Consider the following 20,591-nt stretch of genomic DNA (forward strand, 5'->3'; position numbering starts at 1 on the left):
TAATGTAACAAGAGAACTCCGGTCAAAAGCTCTGGCGCTGAACTTTTTACCGGAAAACACCATGAAAAACGCCTTTTTCTAATGAATAAGTCTATCATTTTGCGATCGTTTTAGCTATGAAAAGCCAACAAAGTTGCAGGAACATGAAATCCTTGCCTAAAAGGCTTATGCTCAATAGTAAAAAAGCATGAAAAAATATTAAGTTACCTTTAATTACACTGCCGTAAATTTTAAAATCATCACTCCCGCAATAATAAGAGATATTCCCAAAAGTCTTGAGACCATCATCGGATCTTTAAATAAAAACACACCGACGATAAAAGTCCCGACTGCACCTATTCCCGTCCATACGGCATAAGCCGTACCGATCGGAATATGACGCTGAGCCAAAAACAAAAAAAATCCGCTTAAAATCATTGAAACTACGCTAAAAGCAATAAAACCCCAGCGCAGATTAAGAAAATCATTGGCAAGCTTAAACCCCAGGGGCCAGCCGATCTCACAGACGCCGGCAATAAACAAAAAAGTCCATGCATTCATTTTTTACCTCCAAAATCATTGCATTATATTCAAGGCGGTGAGATCATGAACTATAGTGTAAGCCTATAGTCAAGAAATTTTTATGAACACAAAAAAACTTACTTGCGGTACCTTTGCCAAACTTTGCAATACCACTAAAGAAACACTGTTTCATTACGATAAAATAGGCTTGCTCAAACCTGAATTCATAGGTAAAAATAATTACCGCTACTATGCTCCAGAACAATTTTTCCTGTTTAATTTCATTGAGACTTTAACGGACAGCGATACTCCGTTAAAAGAAATAAAGTCCCAAATTAAAAATTTTAACGCCGATTCTTTTATCGGCTTTTTACGGCAAAAGCAGGAATATTTAAAACAAAAACGGCTTAAACTGGCTCTTAAAGAAGAGCTTATCAACGATTTATTAAATGAAATTGAAGATATCAAAACCTCTAACTACGAAACGGTACGGCTAATAAATAAACCAAGCGAAACTTTTATTGCTTTTAAAACAGATGTTTCAGCTGTCGCATCTTATGATGATTTATCCGAACATATGTCCCGATTCTTTACTGATTGCTGCAATAAAAATATTTTTCTGCAAAGCACTTTCGGCTTTATTATTGAAAAAAAGAACTTTGACAAAGAACTTAAAGCCTCATATATTTGTGCCAAAGCTTTGAAAGGCAGCAAACAAGCACTAAGATACACTCTGCCTAAAGGAACTTACGCATCCGTCACCATCTTAGGGGATAAAAAAGCACATTTAAACGGCATCAAGCGTTTAGAACAGCACCTCAAAGAGCTAGGATACTTTTTTGCAGGAGATCTGATTGCTCTTGACCGCTTCAGTCTTTTGTACCACAAAGAAAAAAATGAATTTGCCGTCAAATATCTGATTTACGTTAAAAAGGATAAAAATAATGCAGATTAGCTTTAATCATCGTACTCTTAAACTTAATATTCCTGCCGTCATGGGCATCTTAAACGTTACTCCCGACTCTTTTTCCGACGGCGGAAAATTTATTGATAAAAATAAGGCTTTTGCTCATGCCGTCAAGATGGTAGATGAAGGAGCGGATATCATTGATATCGGCGGAGAATCTACCCGTCCCGGCGCCGCATACGTATCGGAAGATGAAGAAGCTTCCCGCGTTGTCCCGATTGTAAGCAAGATAGCGGCTAATCTTGACGTTATGATCTCTGTTGATACCTCTCGTCCGGCAATTATTAAAGAATGCGTCAAGGAAGGTGCGCATATTTGGAATGATATACGCGCGTTAACCGAGCCTGATGCCGTAGAATGTGCCGCTAAACTGCAGATACCGGTATGTCTTATGCATATGCAGGGAACTCCATCTACCATGCAGAACAATCCTTCATATAAAAACGTAGTAGAAGAAGTGAAAAATTTTCTTCTACTGCGCGCAGAAATTTGTTTAAAAGCCGGAATAAAAGAAAATAATATCATTTTGGATCCGGGGTTTGGATTTGGTAAAAGCGTTGACGATAATTACTTGTTACTAAAGCACTTGGATGTTTTATGCGCTTGCCCTTATCCTATTCTTTCGGCTTTATCGCGCAAATCAATGCTCGGAGCAGTATTAAACGAACCTGTTGCTTCACTTCGTGATAACGCATCAGTAAGCGGCGCTGTTATTTCGGTGATGAAAGGAGCCAAAATCGTCCGTGTTCACAATGTCAAAGCAACTAAAGATGCAATTTTAATTGCATCAAAAGTGCTAAATACAGACTAAATGCGATTTCTTATCAGTCGAGTAAGCCTTAAGTAACTGTATAATGTCGTCCTAATTTAAAAGGAAATCGCATCGTGTTTTACTATTTAATTCCGTCAGCGGTAATTGCACCGCTTGCCGCAGCGTTTATTATTTTAATTACAGGATCAAAGCGTCTTGAAAATTTTGCCAAGCCGTTGTCGCTTATTGCCGTCGGTCTTTTGATTACCATCTCCTTAAGTCATCTTTTACCCGAAGCAATGGAAGAAAGCCTGAATCCGCATTCTATAGGCTTTACTGTGCTTATTGCCGTATTGGTACTTATCGGAATTGAAATGTTCTTTAATTCCCACAGCCATAAGGAAAATGCTTTAAGCAAAGGAGCTGCCGGTCTTTTATGCGGAACATTTTTACATGCTTTTTGCGATGGTATTATTTTAGTAAGCTCTTATCTTGTAGACATTCATTTAGGCCTTGCAGTAACCGCAGCCATCTTAATTCATGAAGTTCCCCAGGAGATAGGTGATTACGTTATTCTGCTTGACTGCGGAATGAGCCGCACTCAAGCTTTTTCAATAAGTTTGATCTCAGGATGCGGAGCAATTTGCGGAGCGATTTTAGGATATTTCCTTTTAGACACGGTAAAAGGACTTTTACCCTATGCTCTTGCCGTGTCGGCATCAAGCTTTATTTACGTGTCTCTTTGCGATCTGCTGCCTAGGTTATATAAATCCCAAAACCAGCAAAAAATGCTTTATCGCTTCTTCTTTCTGCTTATAGGAGTAATTGCCGCGCTTTTAATCAGTCATCATCATTAGCATCAATCAGTTCAAGAGGAGCACTAAATGATAAAGTTCGGGATTTATTAATACTCTTAAAATAAACCAAGTATTCTCCGGACTTTTCATTAACTTCCTCTATTTTCCCATAACCTAAAACGGGATTTGTAACCTTATCTCCTATGCTAAAATGTTTTAAAACATGTTTTACTGCACTGTTTAAGTAAGGCTTAATCAGTTTTTTCCCGGTAACGAAGATTTCATCTTCCCTAAACTCTTCAATAAAACGCGAAACTTTCAGCTCCTCTCCTGAATATGCGGTACCGCCGGACATACAAATAAACAGCTGTTTTTGCGCCCTGGTCATAGCGACATACAAAAGTCTTCGTTCTTCCTGCAGTTCCTGCAAACTTGATGATTTTGATGACGGAAAAATTCCCTCATTAACTCCGACAACAAACACATAATCAAACTCAAGACCTTTGGAATTATGTACGGTCATAAGCTCGACCTGATTTTCGTTATTATCATCATCTTTAGATGATGACAGCGCCAGATGCGTTAAAAAATCAGCTATATTGCTGCGCTCTCCCATTTTATTTTCAAAATCACGCGCAAGAAAACGTAAAGTAGCAAGGCTTTCAAGTCTGTCGTTATCCCCTTCTTTTTTAAGCATTACTTCATACTTAAAAAGATTTAATACTTTCTCAAGCTCGGCACTGGGACCTGCAGGAGATTTTTCATTTAATAAAATTATATTTTCAACAAATTCCTTTACCGCTGCTGTTACATTAAGATCTCTGTCATCAAGTCTATGTACAAGCGTCCTAAAAAGAGAATGATTGTCCTGACTTGCCAAATTTTTAAGCCGGGAAAGCCGCGTTATACCAAAACCTCGTCTTGGTACATTGATGATGCGGACAAAAGCAGCATCATCATCCGGATTAAAAATAAGTCTTAAATAAGAAACGACATCTTTAATCTCTTTGCGCTCCATAAACCTTACATCGGCATACACCCGATAGGGAATATTATATTTAATAAGCGCCTGCTCAATACTTTGAGATAAATGCTTTGAACGGTACAAAACAGCAACGGATGAATGTCTATTGATATCTTTAATGTTTAAAATTTCCCTTACGACAAATTCTGCTTGCGACTGCACTGATGGACAGCCGGCAATAACCGGCAGCATAGTTTTCTTATTATCCTCGACAATCTTAAATTCTACCGGATAGTCATTAGGCAAAAGCTGTTTATTAAACGCCGCTTTAAGCAAATCAGCGGTTTTTAAATCATCTTCCTCATTATTTTTTATCTCAGCAATTGCTGCCATGGCATCCATATCAATATCTTTACGCATTGCCTGCAGCTTTTTGCGTCCCGGGTCGTCATTATTTGAAATCAAGGTATATGCACAATCTAGAATATAAGCTTGAGAACGATAATTTTTAAAAAGATTAATAGTAACAGTACCGGGAAATTTTTCTGCAAAATCAGTAAAATATTTAACATTTGCCCCACGAAACGAGTAAATGGTCTGATCAGGATCGCCTACTATAAACAGATTTTTATGCTTGCCGCTTAAAATACTGATAAGCTCATATTGCAAGGCATCAATATCCTGAAATTCATCAACCTCAATATATTCAAAACGACTTTGCCACTTTTCTTTAATATCTTTTCTAGTCCGCAAAATAGTAAGAGCAAAAGCTATAAGATCATCAAAATCAAGAAAACATGCGGTTCTGCATTGATAAATATACTGCCAGAACACCTGCTCTTTAAGATTTGAAGCATTTGCCGCCGCTTCTAAAATATTATTGCTGTCATAAGCACACATGACAGGCACATATGAAATATCACCCTTTTTCCAATCAATGTACTCCCACGCATCTTTTAAAGTAAAATCCTTACCCGTAATGCCCAATGATTTAAAGATCGGCTTTAATACTTCCTTGACATCGGATACGTCAATAACGGTAAAATTTTTGACAAAGCTTAAAGCGTGAATATCCTCACGCAAAAGATCACAGCAAAAAGCATGAAAAGTGGTCACATAAGGAAGAGCAATATCTCCGCATAATTTATTTATACGGCAACGCATTTCCCTGCTGGCTTTATTTGAAAAAGTAACGCACAAAACCGCTTTTGGCGACATACCTAAAGCGGTTAGCAAATATGCATAACGATAAGCTAAAGTCTTAGTTTTTCCGGTTCCGGCGCCTGCAAGTACCCGAAGATACCCTTCAGTAGTACATACCGCTTTATATTGCTCCTCATTTAAATCTTCTTTAAAACGAGCTAACTTTAAAGGCATGTTATTTGATCTTAGGTCCAGCTGATATTTTGGAAAAATCAAAAAGATTCTGATCCAAAAGATGTGACGGTACTACATTTTTAAGCGCTTTAAAAATAATATCCGTTCTTTTAGGATATTCCTTATCCCATTTGCGCAGCATGGCAACCATAGCGGCCCGCTGCTGATCTTCTCCATATCCGCAAAGTCCTTTGGGTAAAACAGGATAATCTTTTAGTTTGCTTAAAATGTTTAAATCTCTTTCCCGGCAATAAGCAAGCGGCCTTATTAAAGTTAAAGTGTCATCGTCAGTACGCAGAATAGGCGGCATGGTCTTCATAATTCCTGAATAAAACAAATTCAGAAAATACGTTGCCAAAATATCATCGCGATGATGACCAAGCGCAACTTTGTTATATCCCATTTCACGAGCAAAACCGTACAAAAAGCCGCGGCGCATGCGTGAACAAATGGAACACATGGTTTTCTTGCCTTGAAGTTTCTCTTTAGAGATTTCAAAAACAGGTCGTTTAATGATGTGGTAAGGAAGACCTACTTTTTGCAGATGTCCTTCAACCACACCTTCAGGAGTGCCGGGGAATCCGGAATCAAGATGTACAGGAATTAAAGTAAAAGGAAAAGGAGCCGATCGTTTTAAAGACAACAGCAAATCAAGCATTGCATAACTGTCTTTACCGCCTGAAATACACACCATTACTTTATCGTCAGGCTCAATCATGCCGTAATCGCCTATGGCATGACCTACTTTACGTCTTAAGCGTTTAAATAACTTGTCGGCTTTATATTTACTTTGCTTATCTTCAATAACAAAATACGGGCTGACGTGTCTGGCATAATCGTCAGCCTTCTTAGGCAACGCGGTATCGTCGCGCACGCTTTACTCCTTATTTTTCAGCGGCAAACGGAATTCTTCCCAAAACGGCCTTCGGGGTAATGACGGCCACGTCACAGTTTAATTCATCAATTACTCTTTCACAAATATTTCCGACTAAAGCTACGGCAATACCTCTGCGAGCAGAAGTTCCGATAAACAGCACGGTAGGCTTAAGCTCCGTACACAATGTCGGAATAACCTCATCAGGCTGGCCTTCACGAATATGACAACGTTCAGGAGGAATACGATGACGAGCGGCAAATGATAAAGCGTTTTTACATCCTTCTTTTAAAGCTTCTTCACCGATAAGGTCGGGGGTAAATCCCGGTAAATCAATAGAGGCCGGAGGAATTACCGGAGGAATAGCGTTTACCAAATGAATTTGACAGCGTGTAATGGTAGCAAGTTCTTGAGCTTCGCGTAAAAGACGCATATTGATATAGCGCAGTTCCATATCGGAAGGATCGGATAAATCCACAGCTACTGCAATAATACCTTCAGGACGCCACAATTGATCTTTAGCAATAAGCACCGGAACCGGGGAATGACGCAGAAGCTGCCAATCAAGCGGAGTAAAAATGACAGAATCTAGCATACCGTGAACATCTGCCGTTTTTACAATAAGATCCGCTCCGATTTCTTTTGCGGTTGCGGTTATTTCCTTGCCGATAGTTTTAGACCATATAACTTTTGATGTGATATCAAATCCCATTGCATTAATGCGTAAATATGCGTCAAGCCACTTCTGATGTTTTTTAATCACGGACTCACGCATGCTTTCTTCCTGCTCAACGGACAAAATTGAAGTCAAATCCCAGGAAAAATCAAACACCGGCATCACGGCAGTAATGCGGACTTTATCCTTACCGCTTGCCTGAGCCAAAGCTAAAGCGCGTTCCAGTGCGGGCTGCCGCATTTGTCTTGTTTCAATAATAACTAACACATTCCGGAACTTTTTCACGATAAAATCCTCTTTTTAACTTGCACACCGCTTAAAAGCAGATGATTACTACCGCATTTAATTAACAGGCTTTAAGGTAATGCTCAGTTTTGTCTGTAACTATCACAGCCTTTTCAGTTAACCACAGTTTTAAATTTTTACTGCCAGTTAAAGAAATTTATGTGCTAACTCATTGTAACACATGCCTATAGCTGAGACTTAAGCATGGAATTACAGTTTGTCTTTAGTAAATATAACCTTAAATTTAAGCTAATTAATACGTTAAATTTATTAAGCTGTTAGCTTAATCAAGAAAAAAGCCTACTTTTATTAATTTTTAACAACTAAGAGCCGTCTTACAAAAAAGCAAAGCAGCAAAGCCTGTGGTAAAATCTTAATGTTAAATTATTTAATTTACCGAGGTTTAAAAATGACAGCATTGGTTTTAGGCCATAAAAATCCGGATACTGATTCAATCGTTGCAGCATTGGCAGCCGCTAATCTCTACAAAGGACGCGGAATTGATGTTAAAGCCGTAGCACAAGGCGCTCCCGCTCCTGAAACTGAATTCGTTTTAAAGAAATTTAATTTATCCGCTCCGGAAATCGTTTCTTCCATTGCCGGAAATGACGTTTATTTAGTTGACTACTCTGACCTGGCTCAAGCCCCTGAAGATTTTACCAAAGCCAAGCTTCTTGGAATTATCGATCACCATAAATTAGGCGACGTAACTTCAGACAGCCCGGTTGAATGCTGGATCCAGCCCGTAGGCTGCTCAAACACCGTAATCAAAATAATGCATGACTTCTACGGTGTTGCTATCGATAAAAACCTTGCCGGTGCCATGTTGTGCGCTATTCTTTCCGATACTGTTTTATTCAAGAGCCCGACCTGTACCGACGCCGATAAAAAAGCAGCTGCTGAGCTTGCAGCAATTGCCGGCATCACCGATATGCAGGCTCTTGGCATGGATATGTTCAAAGCTAAAAGCTGCCTTGACGGTGCAAGTCCTCGCGATCTTATTTTCCGTGACTTTAAAGACTTTAATATGTCAGGTAAAAAAGTCGGCATCGGTCAGCTTGAGCTTATCTCTCTTGAAATGGTAACTCCAGAGCTTAAAGCCGCATTAAAGTCAGAACTTGAAGCCGTCAAAAACGAAGGCCGCCACAGCGCTATCTTAGTCCTTACCGACATCATGAAAGAAGGTTCTGAGCTTATGCTCTCATCTGATGACGCTGCTGCCGTAATCGGCGCATTAAAGGCTGATTCCAATATGTGGATGCCGGGCGTTATGAGCCGTAAAAAGCAAGTTGTACCGCCTCTTGAGCAGACCTTTAAAGCTTAGTAATTTTTACTTTAATCTAAAGCCCGAATATGCTTTCGGGCTTTTTCATATTTATTTTCTATGCAAAAAATCCCAAGAATCGGTCTTATTTCTCTTGGCTGCGCCAAAAACCTTGTCGATACCGAACGATTAACATCAGTATTGATTGCTAAAGGCTATCAAATTGAAGCCAATTACGAAGATTGCGATTTAATCGTAGTCAACACCTGCGGTTTTATTTCTCCTGCCGTAGAAGAATCGCTTGATGCTATAGGGCAAGCGATTTCCTATGCTCCTAAAGTTATAGTAACAGGCTGTCTTGGTGCCAAAGCTCAGCTTATTTTAAAAGAATATCCGCAAGTTGCCGCCGTGTACGGCCCCGGAACCAGGGCATCCGTGCTGCGCGGGATCCGCGATTTAGTAGGTGAACCGCCGCAAGAAGCTGTCCAGCATGTAAGTCCGTCCGGAATTCTTCTTACTCCGCCTCATTATGCATATTTAAAAATTGCCGAAGGTTGCCGGCATCGCTGCGCTTTTTGCATTATTCCTTCATTACGCGGTCCGCTGCGTTCAAGAAATCCGGATGATATTTATAAAGAAGCAAGCGACCTTACCCAACGCGGTGTAAAAGAACTGTTAATTATTGCCCAGGATTCGTCTGATTACGGTTTTGATTTAAAAAATAAACCTACATTATCCCAATTATGTAAGGATCTTGCCCCGTTAAAGCGCTGGCTGCGTATTCATTACGTATATCCAAGCAAAGAGGCAAATAAAATCGTCGAACTGATGGCGGACAATATTGTTCTTCCCTACCTTGACGTGCCACTTCAGCATGCAAGTGAAAGGATCTTAAAGCTGATGCGCCGCCCCGGTAATACCGAAAAGATGCTATCCACTATTGAAAATTGGCGCAAAATCCGTCCCGACATTGCTATCAGATCCACTTTTATTACAGGATTTCCGGGAGAAACTGAGCAAGATTTCAATGAGCTTCTTGACTTCATAAAAGAAGCAAAACTTGACCGAGTAGGATGCTTCCCCTACTCTGACGTTGACGGGGCTGCCGCAAATGAATTTCCTGATCCTATCGATCCGGAAATACGCGAAGAACGTGCCGCAATCTTGATGGAGACTCAAGAGCAAATTTCAAAAGAAAAATTACAGACAAGGATCGGTAAAGTCTATGATGTAATTATCGACACACTAAACGAGAACGGTACTGCCGTAGGACGTTCCAAATATGAAGCTCCTGACGTAGACGGCATCATTACCGTACACAACGCCAAAGGCATTCGTGAAGGAGATATCGTTAAAGTAGAAATTACCTCAAGCGATACGCACGATTTGGAAGGAGAGCTTTGTTCAAATCTGCAAAAACCGATACCTTTTTCTAAAACTCATTAATCTTAAGGCCGCAACGCGGCCTGTTCTTTATTTAATATAGTTTTTCGTATATTTTTTCCAATAAGTAATAACACTTTTCAATTTCGCCGATTTCAATATGCTCATCAATCTGATGTGCATTAGCAATATTTCCGGGACCGAAAACAACCGTCGAACCCAAATTTTTCAATAAAGAAGCCTCAGTACAATAACTTACCCCAATAGAGTCTTCACCTAATAATTCCTCAAAAATTGACAAGATATGTCTATTCTTATTATCAAAAACATCAATGTCAGGATAAAGAATTTCTATTGCGCCAGCATCTGCAAAACGTTCATTTATTGTTTCGATAATGGCTCTAAGTCTTCTATCAATCTTTTTAGCTTCAAAAAAAGGTGTCGGTCTTACATCGAATAAAAGTTCAGCTTCTGCACAAACGCGATTGATGCTGTCACCGCCATGAATGGCACCGATATTAATCGTCGGATACGGAACTGAAAAACGCTCATCTCTATATGTTTTAAGCTCCTGTTCAAAAAGATTGAGCTCATTTATAAATAAAGACGCAAGTTTAATTGCATTAATCCCCTGACTTGGATCACTTGAATGACATGACTTTCCTTTAAACACGGCTTTTCTAGCCATATAACCCTTATGAGCGCTTATGCAATGCAATGAAGAAGGTTCGCCTATAATAATCAAATCAGGAGCAACATCTTTACTGTTTATAAAATTTTGAGCCCCTATCATTGATGTTTCTTCATCTGCGGTAAGAGCAACCTGCAAAGGCTTATTACTGCCCCTTTGCGCTATACTTTTAGCAAAATATAAAGATAAAGCGGCAAAGCCTTTCATATCACAGGCACCTAAACCATACAGTTTTTCACCTTTTTGTATAAGTTCAAACGGATCGCTTTGCCAAAGTTTTGCATCACAAGGAACAGTATCAGTATGAGATGACAGCATCACTCCGCCGTCTTTACCATTTAATGCTGCCATAAGATTATATTTACCGTTAGGCAGCGGCATCAGTTCAACTTTAAAGCCAAGATCTTCTAAAAAGTTTGCAGCATACTCAATTAGTTCTTTGTTGCTCTTATCAAAAACTGAAATATCTGAGCTTTGAGTATCAAAAGATACCAATCTGCGTAAAATCTCAAAATAGTCATTAAATGCAAACATAAAATTTGACCGTTTCACAAAAACACTTTTGTAAACTTACCAATTTAAATGCTAAAAACGCAAAAAAAACTAAATTTTTCAAAAGACACATCGTACTTTTTACACCTTTTTTGTGCATTTATAAAATATTTTTCTTATAAAACAAATAAATATAAAGCAAAATCCATATCACTAAAACAGTGCGTAAATTCTAATCATGGTGAATCAAAAATTAAATTTTTTTAATATTAAAAAACTTAGTTTTAGGAAGTAAATCATGATAAAAGTTGCGATTGTTGGCGCAAGCGGTTATGCCGGAGCTGAACTTGTTTCTATTCTTTTAAAGCATCCTAAGGTTTTGCTTACCAACCTTTTCGTATCTGAAAAAAGTGAAGATAAAAACAAAAAAATAAATTCGTTGTACGGCTCTCTTTTTAATAAAACAGATCTTATCTTTGAACCTCTCCCTTCTGGTGATAAATTAAAAGACACTTTCCGTGCAATTGATGCAGTATTTTTGGCAACCGATCATAAAGTAAGTCACGATATTGCTCCCATTTTATATGAAGCAGGCTGTGCGGTTTTTGACTTATCCGGAGCTTACAGACTTAAAAATCTTAGTGCTTATGAAAAATATTACGGCTTTAAGCATGAACATCTTGAGCTCTTAAATAAAGCCGTTTATTCCATTTGCGAAATTGCAAATCATGATGAAATAAAAAATACCAGAATGCTTTCAATTCCGGGATGCTATACGACATCAGCTGAACTGCCGCTTATTCCGCTTTCCCATGAGAAGCTTCTTGACGTTAATTTCGTACCGGTAATCAATTCAGTAAGCGGTGTTTCCGGTGCCGGACGCAAAGCAAAACTAAGCAATAGTTTTTGCGAAGTCAGCCTAAATGCATACAATATTTTCAAGCATCGTCACTTACCTGAAATTGAAGAATACGTAAAAACTAAAGTTATTTTCAATCCGCATTTAGGATCATTTAAACGCGGTATCTTAACCACTATCACGGCAAAACTTGTACCGGGAGTTGATGCCGCAAGCGTTCTTGCTGTATTTTTAAAATATTATGAAAACAAGCCGCTTATAAGAATTAAAAATGAATTACCAAAACTGCAGGACGTAATAAATCAGCCTTACTGCGATATCGGTTTTAGCGTAAATGAAGACGGATACATCGTCATTTGCTCTGCAATTGATAATCTGCAAAAAGGTGCTGCAGCACAAGCTGTGCAGACATTAAATCTGCACTTTGATTTTAACGAAACCACCGCTCTACTCTAGGAGAATAACGTATGCCCCAAAACGACATACCGGTGATTAAGTTAAGCGGAAAAGCTCTTGAAAATAAAGCTGCTTTAAAAGCTTTATTTTCGGCCGTTAAAGACAAAAAAGTTATTTTTGTCCATGGCGGCGGCGTTGAAGTAGACGCACTGCTTAAACAACTTAATTTAAAAACCGAAAAAATTGACGGTATTCGGGTAAGCCCTCCCGAACAAATGCCATATATAACCGCCGCTCTTGCAGGTCTTTGCAACCGTTATCTGCAAGCAGATGCCAAAGCGTGCGGACTAAACGCTTTAGGATTAATCGCAACCGACGGCGACAGTGTTACTTTATCGGCCTTTGATAAAAAGTTCGGTAACGTTGCGACTGCACTGCCGGCAAACGGTAAGTTCATTTCTCTACTTTTAGAAAATAAAATCACTCCCTTTATCGCTTCAATAGGCATTGATGAAAACGGTAATGTATACAACATCAACGCTGACGATGTTGCTTTAGCAATAGCCCGTGTTTTTAATGCTCCTTTATTTTTTATATCAGACGTTAAAGGAGTAAAAGACGCAGACGGCAATATCATTGAAAGCCTTGCTGAAGATACAGCCTTAGAGCTTATCAGTAAAAAGGTTATTACCGACGGAATGATCGTAAAAGTCAAAACCGCCCTTGATGCTGCAAAACTTACTCATCGCCCTGTTTTTATTGCTTCCTTAAACGACCCCGATCTAATTTCAAATCTCTTTACCCTGCGACGAATCGGTACTTCTTTTTCAGTCCGCTAAACCACAAAAGTATTTAAAAATTAATCTATTCGCAGGAGATCTATATGAATAACCAAGGCACCGATAATATCCATAGCTTTAATTTAGAAGCTTTTAAAAACGCAACCATAGAAGATCTTTATAATGAGGCTTTGTATTTAAATCAAAGATCTAAATTAAGCAATACAGAATTAAATAAAATTGAAGAAGCTATAGCTCAAATCTCAACTGTCTTAAATAAAAACAATCCGGAACATTTCTTAGTCCGTCAAGCCCGCTTAAGTGATATAGACAGTCTTGAAAGCATGGTTTCTTATTGGGCCAAACAAGGCGAGAACCTTCCGCGAAAAAGAGCTGATCTTATACGCAATATCTTATCTTTTGCCGTTTGCGTAAAAGATAACGTGGTATGCGGATGCGCCTGCCTTTACGTTTACGACTCGGGTCTTGCTGAAATCAGATCGCTTGGGGTTTCTCCACAAATACAAAGGCAAGGACAAGGCAGAGCAATTGTTGAATTTTTGCTAAAACGTGCCCGCAAAATGGACATTAAAAAGGTTTTCGTTTTAACCCGTAATCCGCAATTTTTCTCAAAAGTGGGTTTTAGTAAAACAGTAATTACTGCCTTACCTGAAAAAATTCTTAAAGATTGCGATAACTGTCCTAAAAAAGACAGATGTGATGAAGTCGCATATGAAATTAATTTTGTAAAGGAGGCATAAAGATCATGCCTAAAATTACCAGAAACACTTTCGATAAAGTAATGATTCCTTGCTATAAGCCTTTTAACTGTTTAATCGTCAAAGGAAAAGGCTCTTATCTTTTTGACAGTTGCGGCAATAAATACGTCGATTTTACCGGGGGAATTGCCGTTAACAGTTTAGGTCATTGTAATAAAGGCGTACAAAGCGTCATTAAAAAACAAAGCAAAAAACTAATTCATGCAAGTAATATCTTCACCAATATCTCAACTTTGACTCTTGCTGTAAAACTTACCGAGCATACTGATTTTTCCAAAGTATTTTTCGTAAATTCAGGAGCTGAAGCTAATGAAGCGGCCTTAAAGCTTGCAAGACGCGTAGCATTCAATCTTTACGGAGAAACTAAAGATGAAATCATTTCCTTCGGACACAGCTTTCACGGCAGAACACTGTTTTCCGTAAGTGTCGGCGGTCAAGACAAATATTCAGACGGTTTCGGTCCAAAACCAGGAGCTATAACCCATTTACCTTTTAATGATATAGAAACTTTTAAAAAACATATAAGCGATAAAACTTGCGCTGTAATTTTAGAACCGATTCAGGGTGAAGGTGGAATCATTGAAGCTAATCCGGAGTTTCTAAAAACCGTTAGAGAATTATGTACAAGTCATAACGCCTTGTTGATTTTTGACGAAGTCCAAACCGGCGTCGGAAGATGCGGTTCATTTTACGCATATCAGAATACTAATGTAGTTCCGGACATTCTGACATCTGCAAAGGGTCTGGCTTCAGGCATTCCTATAGGAGCCGTTTTGACAAGCGATAAAATTGCTGAGCACTTTAGTCCAGGAACCCACGGTTCAACTTTTGGCGGTAATCCTTTAGCTTGTGCTGTCGGTTCCTATGTCGTTGACACTATTTCAAAAGAGTCTTTTTTAAATAACGTTAAAGAAAAAGGTATAACACTTAAACAATCGCTCGAAAAACTTAAACATAAATACGGCATTTTTAAAGAAATTCGCGGCAAAGGCTTACTGCTTGGAGCTGAACTTAATGAAAATCTTAAAGACAGAGCAGGAGAAATCCAACAGATTTGCGCAAAATACGGTCTTTTTATTCTTACAGCAGGTCATGGAGTTTTGCGTTTTGCTCCTGCACTTAATATCAAAAATAAAACGATAGAAGAAGGAATAAAGCTTTTAGATAAAGCTCTTACCGAGTTTACACAAGACTAAAAATTAACAAACCTATCTCCCTTTTTAGGGAGATAGGAAATTAAATGACTTCCTCAATTGCTGCAACTTCACGCATAGGAGTGTGCGTGTCATCCTTGTTTTCATTAACGATGACAATTGCAAGCGTAATCACTTCCTTATCGGTGATTCTTAAACCGTATTTCTTTTCCCTGATTTGTTCTTTGGCTTTTGCAAGTTTCTCTTGAACGTTGTCATCCCTGCCTATAACCCTAAACTCACAGATATAAAGTCTTCTGTCATCTTCAAAGCATATCTAGACCGTTTAAGAATACTCATGAAAAGTGCTTACTAATGTTGATTTACCGAATCTGCGCGGACGGGATAAAAAAACGGATTTCTAAAACGGGCTAGGCTTGCCACTAAATCCGTTTTATCTACATAAATCATCGAATTTGCAGCAAACTCACTAAATGAAGTAATGCTTAAAGGCAGTTTGGTCAAATCAATCATCACATTTATTTACAAAAGATCCGCGAGATCAAAGTTCTAACAGCAAAATATATATTTTTAAAAAGTTATTACTCAATATAACGTTTTAATATTTTATCGAAAGTCCCGTCATCTTTTATAGATTTAAGCCCTCTATTAAACATATTTAATAAATCCTGATTCTCTCCTTTTTTAACTGCGAAAGCATAGACAGGAGATCCGTAAATATCCCTAAGAGCAATCTTAAGCCCCTGCTGCTCTCCGATTTTTATTTGATAAGAGATAACGGGATAATCCTCCATAAAGAAATCAGCATTATGGTTGCGAACAGCCAAAGCTAAATCCGGGCTTAATAAATAGTATTGAAGATGTAAATCCAAAACCTGCTTATGTTTTTCGGCAAACTCCATGCCATAGGTACCTTTTTTTATTGCAGCAGTTTTTCCCTTCAAATCGGCAAATTGCTTAATTCTGTCATCATCGACACGAGTTACAACACAGAGACCGGATTTAAAATAACCATCAGAGAAATCAACAATTTTTTTACGTTCATCAGAAATGTTGATCCCGTCTAAAGCTCCGTCAATCTGACCTGAAACCAATCCCGGGATCACCCCATCAAAATTCATGAATTTTAGTTCGTAAGAAAAGCCTTCACGTTTTGCAATTTCCGCGAGCATATCAAGCTCAATTCCGACAAAGGTATCTCCCTGTTTAAAAGAAAAAGGAGGATAAGCTGCATCAACGGCAATTTTATAAGTCTGCGCATTAGCATTAAATGCAATAAAAAAAATTGAGAAAAGAAACAATAAAAATTTACGCATAAAGATCACTTACTTCATAACCTGTTATTTATAAGTAAGTTTACTACTTAAAACAGATATAAGACAGGTGATAAAAAAGCATTAAATGAAGCAGATCCGGTTGAATTATAAAGAATCGGGAAAGCAAAGGCGGACGACAGAAATAAAAAAAGCAGCTCGTAAGCTGCTTCTTTGATTCTTTTTTAACTAAGGTTTATCGTGATAGTGGCGGAACGGACGGGAATCGAACCCGCGACCTCCTGCGTGACAGGCAGGCATTCTAACCGGCTGAACTACCGCTCCGCATTATAGGATGCCCGGCAATGACCTGCTCTCGCGCAAACGTACGTTGCACTACCATCGGCGTGTTTGCATTTCACTTCTGTGTTCGGAATGGTTACAGGTGGTTCTGCAAAGCTATCGTCACCGGGCGTATTCTTCTAACTTATCCTCAAGCCTTCCCTCTTTAGCCTTTAAAAGGTCTCTTCTCGCGCCACAAACCCTCCGTGCTTTCCGGGGTTGTACGGCCAAGCCTCGCGGGTCATTAGTACCGGCTAGCTTCACCCCTCACGGGGCTTCCACCTCCGGCCTATCTACGTCTTCGTCTTAAACGGCCCTTTCGGAGCTTGCGCTCGGGATGACTCATCTCGGGGCCTGCTTCCCGCTTAGATGCTTTCAGCGGTTATCAGTCCCGGACTTGGCTGCCGGGCCGTGCCATTGGCATGACAACCCGTAAACCAGCGGTCCGTTCACTCCGGTCCTCTCGTACTAGGAGCAATCCCCCTCAATCATCCTCCGCCCGCGGTAGATAGGGACCAAACTGTCTCACGACGTTTTGAACCCAGCTCGCGTACCACTTTAAATGGCGAACAGCCATACCCTTGGGACCAACTTCAGCCCCAGGATGTGATGAGCCGACATCGAGGTGCCAAACACCGCCGTCGATATGAACTCTTGGGCGGTATCAGCCTGTTATCCCCAGAGTACCTTTTATCCGTTGAGCGATGGCCCGTCCATATGGAACCACCGGATCACTATGACCTACTTTCGTATCTGCTCGACTTGTCGGTCTCGCAGTTAAGCCGGCTTTCGCCATTGCACTGTCATCACGGTTTCCGACCGTAACCAGCCGACCTTCGTGCTCCTCCGTTACCCTTTGGGAGGAGACCGCCCCAGTCAAACTTCCCGCCAGACACTGTCCCATGTCATTTAAGCCTTAGGTTAGAACCTCAAAACTGTCAGGGCGGTATTTCAAGGGCGACTCCATCAGAGCCTGAGCTCCGACTTCCGTGTCTCCCGCCTATCCTGCGCAAACAGGTTCAAGGTTCAGTGTCAAGCTGCAGTAAAGGTTCACGGGGTCTTTCCGTCTAGCCGCGGGTACACTGCATCTTCACAGCGATTTCGGTTTCACTGGGTCCCGGGTGGAGACAGCGCGGCCATGGTTACACCATTCGTGCAGGTCGGAACTTGCCCGACAAGGAATTTCGCTACCTTAGGACCGTTATAGTTACGGCCGCCGTTTACCGGGGCTTCACTCAAGGGCTTCAGCTTGCGCCTGACCCCATCATTTAACCTTCCGGCACCGGGCAGGTGTCACACCCTATACTTCCCCTTTCAGGTTCGCAGAGTGCTGTGTTTTTGTTAAACAGTCCCAGCCGCCATTTAGCTGCGGCTGTCAAGTGCTCCCTCCGTGCGGATTTCACACCCGACAGCGTACCTTCTCCCGAAGTTACGGTACATTTTTGCCTAGTTCCTTCACCCGGGTTCTCCCAAGCGCCTTGGTATCCTCTACCCGACCACCTGTGTCGGTTTGGGGTACGGCCGCATAATATCTAAGCTTAGAGGCTTTTCCTGGAAGCCTGGACCTAGCAGCTTCACAAACCGTGGTTTGCTCCTCTCGGCTCTCAGTTTATCACCGCGGATCTTTTAACCCCCGCGATTCCCTACAGCCTTTCACCGGAACTTCCGCTCTCCGGCCTGCCTTACCTTCTCCGTCACCTCATCGCAATATTATCCGGTACGGGAATATTAACCCGTTTCCCTTCGACTGCGCTTTTCAGCCTCGCCTTAGGCACCGACTCACCCTGCCCCGATTAACGTTGGACAGGAACCCTTGGTCTTCCGGCGAACGGGCTTTTCACCCGTTTTATCGTTACTTGCGTCAGCATTCGCACTTCTGCTCCCTCCAGTAAGCCTCCCGACTTACCTTCTCCGGCTTGCAGAACGCTCCCCTACCACTTGCACTTACGTGCAAATCCGCGGCTTCGGTGTCAGATTTTAGCCCCGTTACATCTTCCGCGCAGGCCGACTCGACCAGTGAGCTATTACGCTTTCTTTAAATGATGGCTGCTTCTAAGCCAACATCCTGGCTGTCTATGCCTTCCCACATCGTTTCCCACTTAATCTGAACTTCGGGACCTTAGCCGGCGGTCCGGGTTGTTTCCCTCTCCACGATGAACGTTAGCACCCACCGTGTGTCCCCCGCTTTCAACTGGACGGTATTCGCAGTTTGCTACGCCTCGGTATCACTTGACGCAACCCTCGGCGTTACAGTGCTCTACCCCCGTCCGTCACCACGGGACGCTACCTAAATAGCTTTCGGGGAGAACCAGCTATCACCGGGTTTGATTGGCCTTTCACCCCTAGTCCGAAATCATCCCCTGACTTTGCAACGTCAGTGGGTTCGGCCCTCCGGCAGGTGTTACCCTGCTTTCAGCCTGTCCCGGACTAGATCACTCGGTTTCGGGTCTGCCCGTATCAACTCCTCGCCGGTTATGACTCGGTTTCCCTGCGGCTCCCCCATCTAGGTTAACCTCGCTAATACGGACAACTCGCTGACCCATTATACAAAAGGTACGCAGTCACATTACTTTCGTAACGCTCCCACTGCTTGTACGCACACGGTTTCAGGTTCTATTTCACTCCCCTCCCGGGGTTCTTTTCGCCTTTCCCTCACGGTACTGGTTCACTATCGGTCGCCGGGTAGTATTTAGCCTTGGAGGATGGTCCCCCCATCTTCAGACAGGATTCCTCGTGTCCCGCCCTACTCGCGCTCATCATCTATGCCCCTTCGCGTACGGGAGTCTCACCCTCTGCGCTTCACTTTCCCACGTGATTCCGCTAAGACATAGTTGACTTTTGGGCTCCTTCCCGTTCGCTCGCCGCTACTTGGGAAATCTCGGTTGATTTCTTTTCCTCGGGGTACTGAGATGTTTCACTTCCCCCGGTTCGCTTCATACCTTACGGCATGATGACATACTTACGTATGTCGGGTTTCCCCATTCGGACATCCGCGGCTTAACGCCCCTTATCGGCTTACCGCGGCTTTTCGCAGATTGGCACGTCCTTCTTCGCCTCCCGGCGCCATGGCATCCGCCATGTGCGCTTTCTTACTTGACCGTACAACCCCGAAAACCTCGGAGTTGTCCTTTAAAGTCTTCTTCGTAAGTTCTCTTACTAACTAATCAATACGACTTTTCTTGCCGGAAAGACTTCGGACTTGCGTCGCTTGTTCGAAACCTTTCTCTTTGACTAATTGAGTTTTTTATTTCAGCTTGAGTTTAAGTTGTTAAAGAGCTTAGACTGTTTGTGCAAAACAGCCGGGCTAAAGCTTCTTGCCATCAAAAGGCTTTAGCCGGACTATCTTAGCGTAGCTTAGCTGGTGGGTCTGAATGGAATCGGACCATCGACCTCACCCTTATCAGGGGTGCGCTCTAACCAACTGAGCTACAGACCCAACGCCTGTCTTTACGCTCTCTTTATCTACACGGTTCAGACTATCTGTGTGGACTCTTGCCTAAGTCTTTGAATTTTCTTAATTCGTTAAGGAGGTGATCCAACCCCAGGTTCCCCTAGGGTTACCTTGTTACGACTTCACCCCAGTCATAAACCACACCGTGGTAACCGCCCTCCAAAAAGGTTAGGCAAGCCACTTCTGGTGCAATCCACTCCCATGGTGTGACGGGCGGTGTGTACAAGGCCCGGGAACGTATTCACCGCAACATTCTGATTTGCGATTACTAGCGATTCCGCCTTCATGGAGTCGAGTTGCAGACTCCAATCCGAACTGTGGGACGCTTTGTGGGCTCCGCTCCGCCTCACGGCCTCGCTTCCCTCTGTACGCCCCATTGTAGCACGTGTGTAGCCCTGACCGTAAGGGCCATGATGACTTGACGTCATCCCTGCCTTCCTCCGGTTTGTCACCGGCAGTCTCCTTTGAGTTCCCACCATTGCGTGCTGGCAACAAAGGACAAGGGTTGCGCTCGTTGCGGGACTTAACCCAACATCTCACGACACGAGCTGACGAC

15 protein-coding genes, 2 tRNA genes, 3 rRNA genes and 1 pseudogene are annotated in these 20,591 nt (G+C 41.6%); 9 read left to right on the forward strand and 12 right to left on the reverse strand.

Annotated elements, in window-relative coordinates; translation table 11 throughout:
• Window positions 1–213: 213 nt before the first annotated feature.
• Entirely contained in the window at window positions 214–540 is a 327-nt protein-coding gene (locus tag QZ019_RS02055; RefSeq protein ID WP_277297172.1) for a multidrug efflux SMR transporter, read from the reverse strand.
• A gap of 82 nt (window positions 541–622) precedes the next feature.
• Between QZ019_RS02055 and QZ019_RS02060 the strand changes: the two genes are divergently transcribed.
• The 3 genes from QZ019_RS02060 (at window position 623) to QZ019_RS02070 (ending at window position 3,076) form a co-directional block, all read left to right on the forward strand.
• Window positions 623–1,456: a MerR family DNA-binding transcriptional regulator gene (locus QZ019_RS02060; RefSeq protein WP_295481953.1), complete on the forward strand. Its 834-nt coding sequence runs from the start codon at window positions 623–625 to the stop codon at window positions 1,454–1,456.
• On the forward strand, window positions 1,446–2,279 hold the full coding sequence (gene folP, locus QZ019_RS02065) for a dihydropteroate synthase (RefSeq protein ID WP_295481956.1): 834 nt from the start codon (window positions 1,446–1,448) through the stop codon (window positions 2,277–2,279). Before QZ019_RS02060 ends, folP begins: the two co-directional genes overlap by 11 nt.
• A gap of 74 nt (window positions 2,280–2,353) precedes the next feature.
• The gene (locus tag QZ019_RS02070; protein WP_009143473.1) at window positions 2,354–3,076 is read left to right on the forward strand and encodes a ZIP family metal transporter; all 723 of its coding nucleotides are present in this window, start codon (window positions 2,354–2,356) and stop codon (window positions 3,074–3,076) included.
• Here QZ019_RS02070 and QZ019_RS02075 read toward each other — a convergent pair.
• From QZ019_RS02075 to uspE, 3 genes are read right to left on the reverse strand one after another with little or no spacing between them, the layout of a single operon-like run.
• The gene (locus QZ019_RS02075) at window positions 3,060–5,357 is read right to left on the reverse strand and encodes an ATP-dependent helicase (protein ID WP_295481958.1); all 2,298 of its coding nucleotides are present in this window, start codon (window positions 5,355–5,357) and stop codon (window positions 3,060–3,062) included. The genes QZ019_RS02070 and QZ019_RS02075 overlap by 17 nt on opposite strands.
• A 1-nt stretch (window position 5,358) precedes the next feature.
• Window positions 5,359–6,231, reverse strand: a complete 873-nt coding sequence (gene ttcA / locus QZ019_RS02080; protein ID WP_295481960.1) for a tRNA 2-thiocytidine(32) synthetase TtcA — start codon at window positions 6,229–6,231, stop codon at window positions 5,359–5,361.
• Window positions 6,232–6,241: 10 nt separating this feature from the next.
• Window positions 6,242–7,192, reverse strand: a complete 951-nt coding sequence (uspE, locus tag QZ019_RS02085) for a universal stress protein UspE (RefSeq protein ID WP_294567050.1) — start codon at window positions 7,190–7,192, stop codon at window positions 6,242–6,244.
• A 409-nt stretch (window positions 7,193–7,601) separates the two neighbouring features.
• On the opposite strand from uspE, the gene QZ019_RS02090 reads away from it, so the two are divergent.
• Both QZ019_RS02090 and rimO read left to right on the forward strand, forming a co-directional pair.
• Window positions 7,602–8,516 carry a manganese-dependent inorganic pyrophosphatase gene (locus QZ019_RS02090; RefSeq protein WP_295481963.1) on the forward strand — a complete coding sequence of 305 codons (915 nt, stop codon included), beginning with the start codon at window positions 7,602–7,604 and terminating at the stop codon, window positions 8,514–8,516.
• A 60-nt stretch (window positions 8,517–8,576) separates the two neighbouring features.
• Window positions 8,577–9,902, forward strand: a complete 1,326-nt coding sequence (gene rimO / locus QZ019_RS02095; RefSeq protein WP_295481964.1) for a 30S ribosomal protein S12 methylthiotransferase RimO — start codon at window positions 8,577–8,579, stop codon at window positions 9,900–9,902.
• A 31-nt stretch (window positions 9,903–9,933) separates the two neighbouring features.
• Here rimO and argE read toward each other — a convergent pair whose 3' ends face one another.
• The gene (gene argE / locus QZ019_RS02100; protein WP_295481967.1) at window positions 9,934–11,064 is read right to left on the reverse strand and encodes an acetylornithine deacetylase; all 1,131 of its coding nucleotides are present in this window, start codon (window positions 11,062–11,064) and stop codon (window positions 9,934–9,936) included.
• A 256-nt stretch (window positions 11,065–11,320) separates the two neighbouring features.
• On the opposite strand from argE, the gene argC reads away from it, so the two are divergent.
• Genes argC through QZ019_RS02120 form a run of 4 tightly spaced genes read left to right on the forward strand, consistent with a single transcriptional unit; the run spans window position 11,321 to window position 15,031 of the window.
• Complete coding sequence (argC, locus tag QZ019_RS02105; RefSeq protein ID WP_295481969.1) at window positions 11,321–12,337, forward strand: N-acetyl-gamma-glutamyl-phosphate reductase; 1,017 nt, start codon at window positions 11,321–11,323, stop codon at window positions 12,335–12,337.
• A gap of 11 nt (window positions 12,338–12,348) precedes the next feature.
• Window positions 12,349–13,116 carry an acetylglutamate kinase gene (argB, locus tag QZ019_RS02110; protein WP_294567041.1) on the forward strand — a complete coding sequence of 256 codons (768 nt, stop codon included), beginning with the start codon at window positions 12,349–12,351 and terminating at the stop codon, window positions 13,114–13,116.
• A gap of 44 nt (window positions 13,117–13,160) precedes the next feature.
• Window positions 13,161–13,817 carry a GNAT family N-acetyltransferase gene (locus QZ019_RS02115; RefSeq protein ID WP_294567040.1) on the forward strand — a complete coding sequence of 219 codons (657 nt, stop codon included), beginning with the start codon at window positions 13,161–13,163 and terminating at the stop codon, window positions 13,815–13,817.
• Between the two features lie 5 nt (window positions 13,818–13,822).
• On the forward strand, window positions 13,823–15,031 hold the full coding sequence (locus tag QZ019_RS02120) for an acetylornithine/succinyldiaminopimelate transaminase (RefSeq protein ID WP_294567038.1): 1,209 nt from the start codon (window positions 13,823–13,825) through the stop codon (window positions 15,029–15,031).
• Window positions 15,032–15,314: 283 nt separating this feature from the next.
• Here QZ019_RS02120 and QZ019_RS09875 read toward each other — a convergent pair.
• From QZ019_RS09875 to QZ019_RS02150, 7 genes and pseudogenes are all read right to left on the reverse strand, one after another.
• Window positions 15,315–15,380, reverse strand: a pseudogene (locus QZ019_RS09875) (AAA family ATPase); the annotation flags it as partial.
• Between the two features lie 190 nt (window positions 15,381–15,570).
• Entirely contained in the window at window positions 15,571–16,305 is a 735-nt protein-coding gene (locus tag QZ019_RS02125; protein ID WP_295481973.1) for a transporter substrate-binding domain-containing protein, read from the reverse strand.
• Window positions 16,306–16,510: 205 nt separating this feature from the next.
• Window positions 16,511–16,587, reverse strand: a tRNA-Asp gene (locus QZ019_RS02130).
• A 12-nt stretch (window positions 16,588–16,599) separates the two neighbouring features.
• Window positions 16,600–16,715, reverse strand: a 5S ribosomal RNA gene (gene rrf, locus QZ019_RS02135).
• Window positions 16,716–16,807: 92 nt separating this feature from the next.
• Window positions 16,808–19,683: ribosomal RNA gene (locus QZ019_RS02140) — 23S ribosomal RNA — on the reverse strand.
• 260 nt (window positions 19,684–19,943) lie between these two features.
• A tRNA-Ile gene (locus QZ019_RS02145) sits at window positions 19,944–20,020 on the reverse strand.
• A gap of 87 nt (window positions 20,021–20,107) precedes the next feature.
• Window positions 20,108–20,591 (reverse strand): 16S ribosomal RNA (locus QZ019_RS02150); the annotation flags it as partial.

Source organism: uncultured Succinatimonas sp. (genome assembly GCF_905203285.1).
GTDB lineage: Bacteria > Pseudomonadota > Gammaproteobacteria > Enterobacterales > Succinivibrionaceae > Succinatimonas.

Bases quoted from the DNA above. Each gene is read 5' to 3' on its own strand.
- argC (WP_295481969.1), top strand. From the start codon at position 11,321: ATGATAAAAGTTGCGATTGTTGGCGCAAGCGGTTATGCCGGAGCTGAA.
- QZ019_RS02120 (WP_294567038.1), top strand. From the start codon at position 13,823: ATGCCTAAAATTACCAGAAACACTTTCGATAAAGTAATGATTCCTTGC.
- QZ019_RS02055 (WP_277297172.1), bottom strand. From the start codon at position 540: ATGAATGCATGGACTTTTTTGTTTATTGCCGGCGTCTGTGAGATCGGC.
- QZ019_RS02115 (WP_294567040.1), top strand. From the start codon at position 13,161: ATGAATAACCAAGGCACCGATAATATCCATAGCTTTAATTTAGAAGCT.
- QZ019_RS02090 (WP_295481963.1), top strand. From the start codon at position 7,602: ATGACAGCATTGGTTTTAGGCCATAAAAATCCGGATACTGATTCAATC.
- folP (WP_295481956.1), top strand. From the start codon at position 1,446: ATGCAGATTAGCTTTAATCATCGTACTCTTAAACTTAATATTCCTGCC.
- argE (WP_295481967.1), bottom strand. From the start codon at position 11,064: ATGTTTGCATTTAATGACTATTTTGAGATTTTACGCAGATTGGTATCT.
- QZ019_RS02125 (WP_295481973.1), bottom strand. From the start codon at position 16,305: ATGCGTAAATTTTTATTGTTTCTTTTCTCAATTTTTTTTATTGCATTT.
- rimO (WP_295481964.1), top strand. From the start codon at position 8,577: ATGCAAAAAATCCCAAGAATCGGTCTTATTTCTCTTGGCTGCGCCAAA.
- QZ019_RS02075 (WP_295481958.1), bottom strand. From the start codon at position 5,357: ATGCCTTTAAAGTTAGCTCGTTTTAAAGAAGATTTAAATGAGGAGCAA.
- QZ019_RS02060 (WP_295481953.1), top strand. From the start codon at position 623: ATGAACACAAAAAAACTTACTTGCGGTACCTTTGCCAAACTTTGCAAT.
- argB (WP_294567041.1), top strand. From the start codon at position 12,349: ATGCCCCAAAACGACATACCGGTGATTAAGTTAAGCGGAAAAGCTCTT.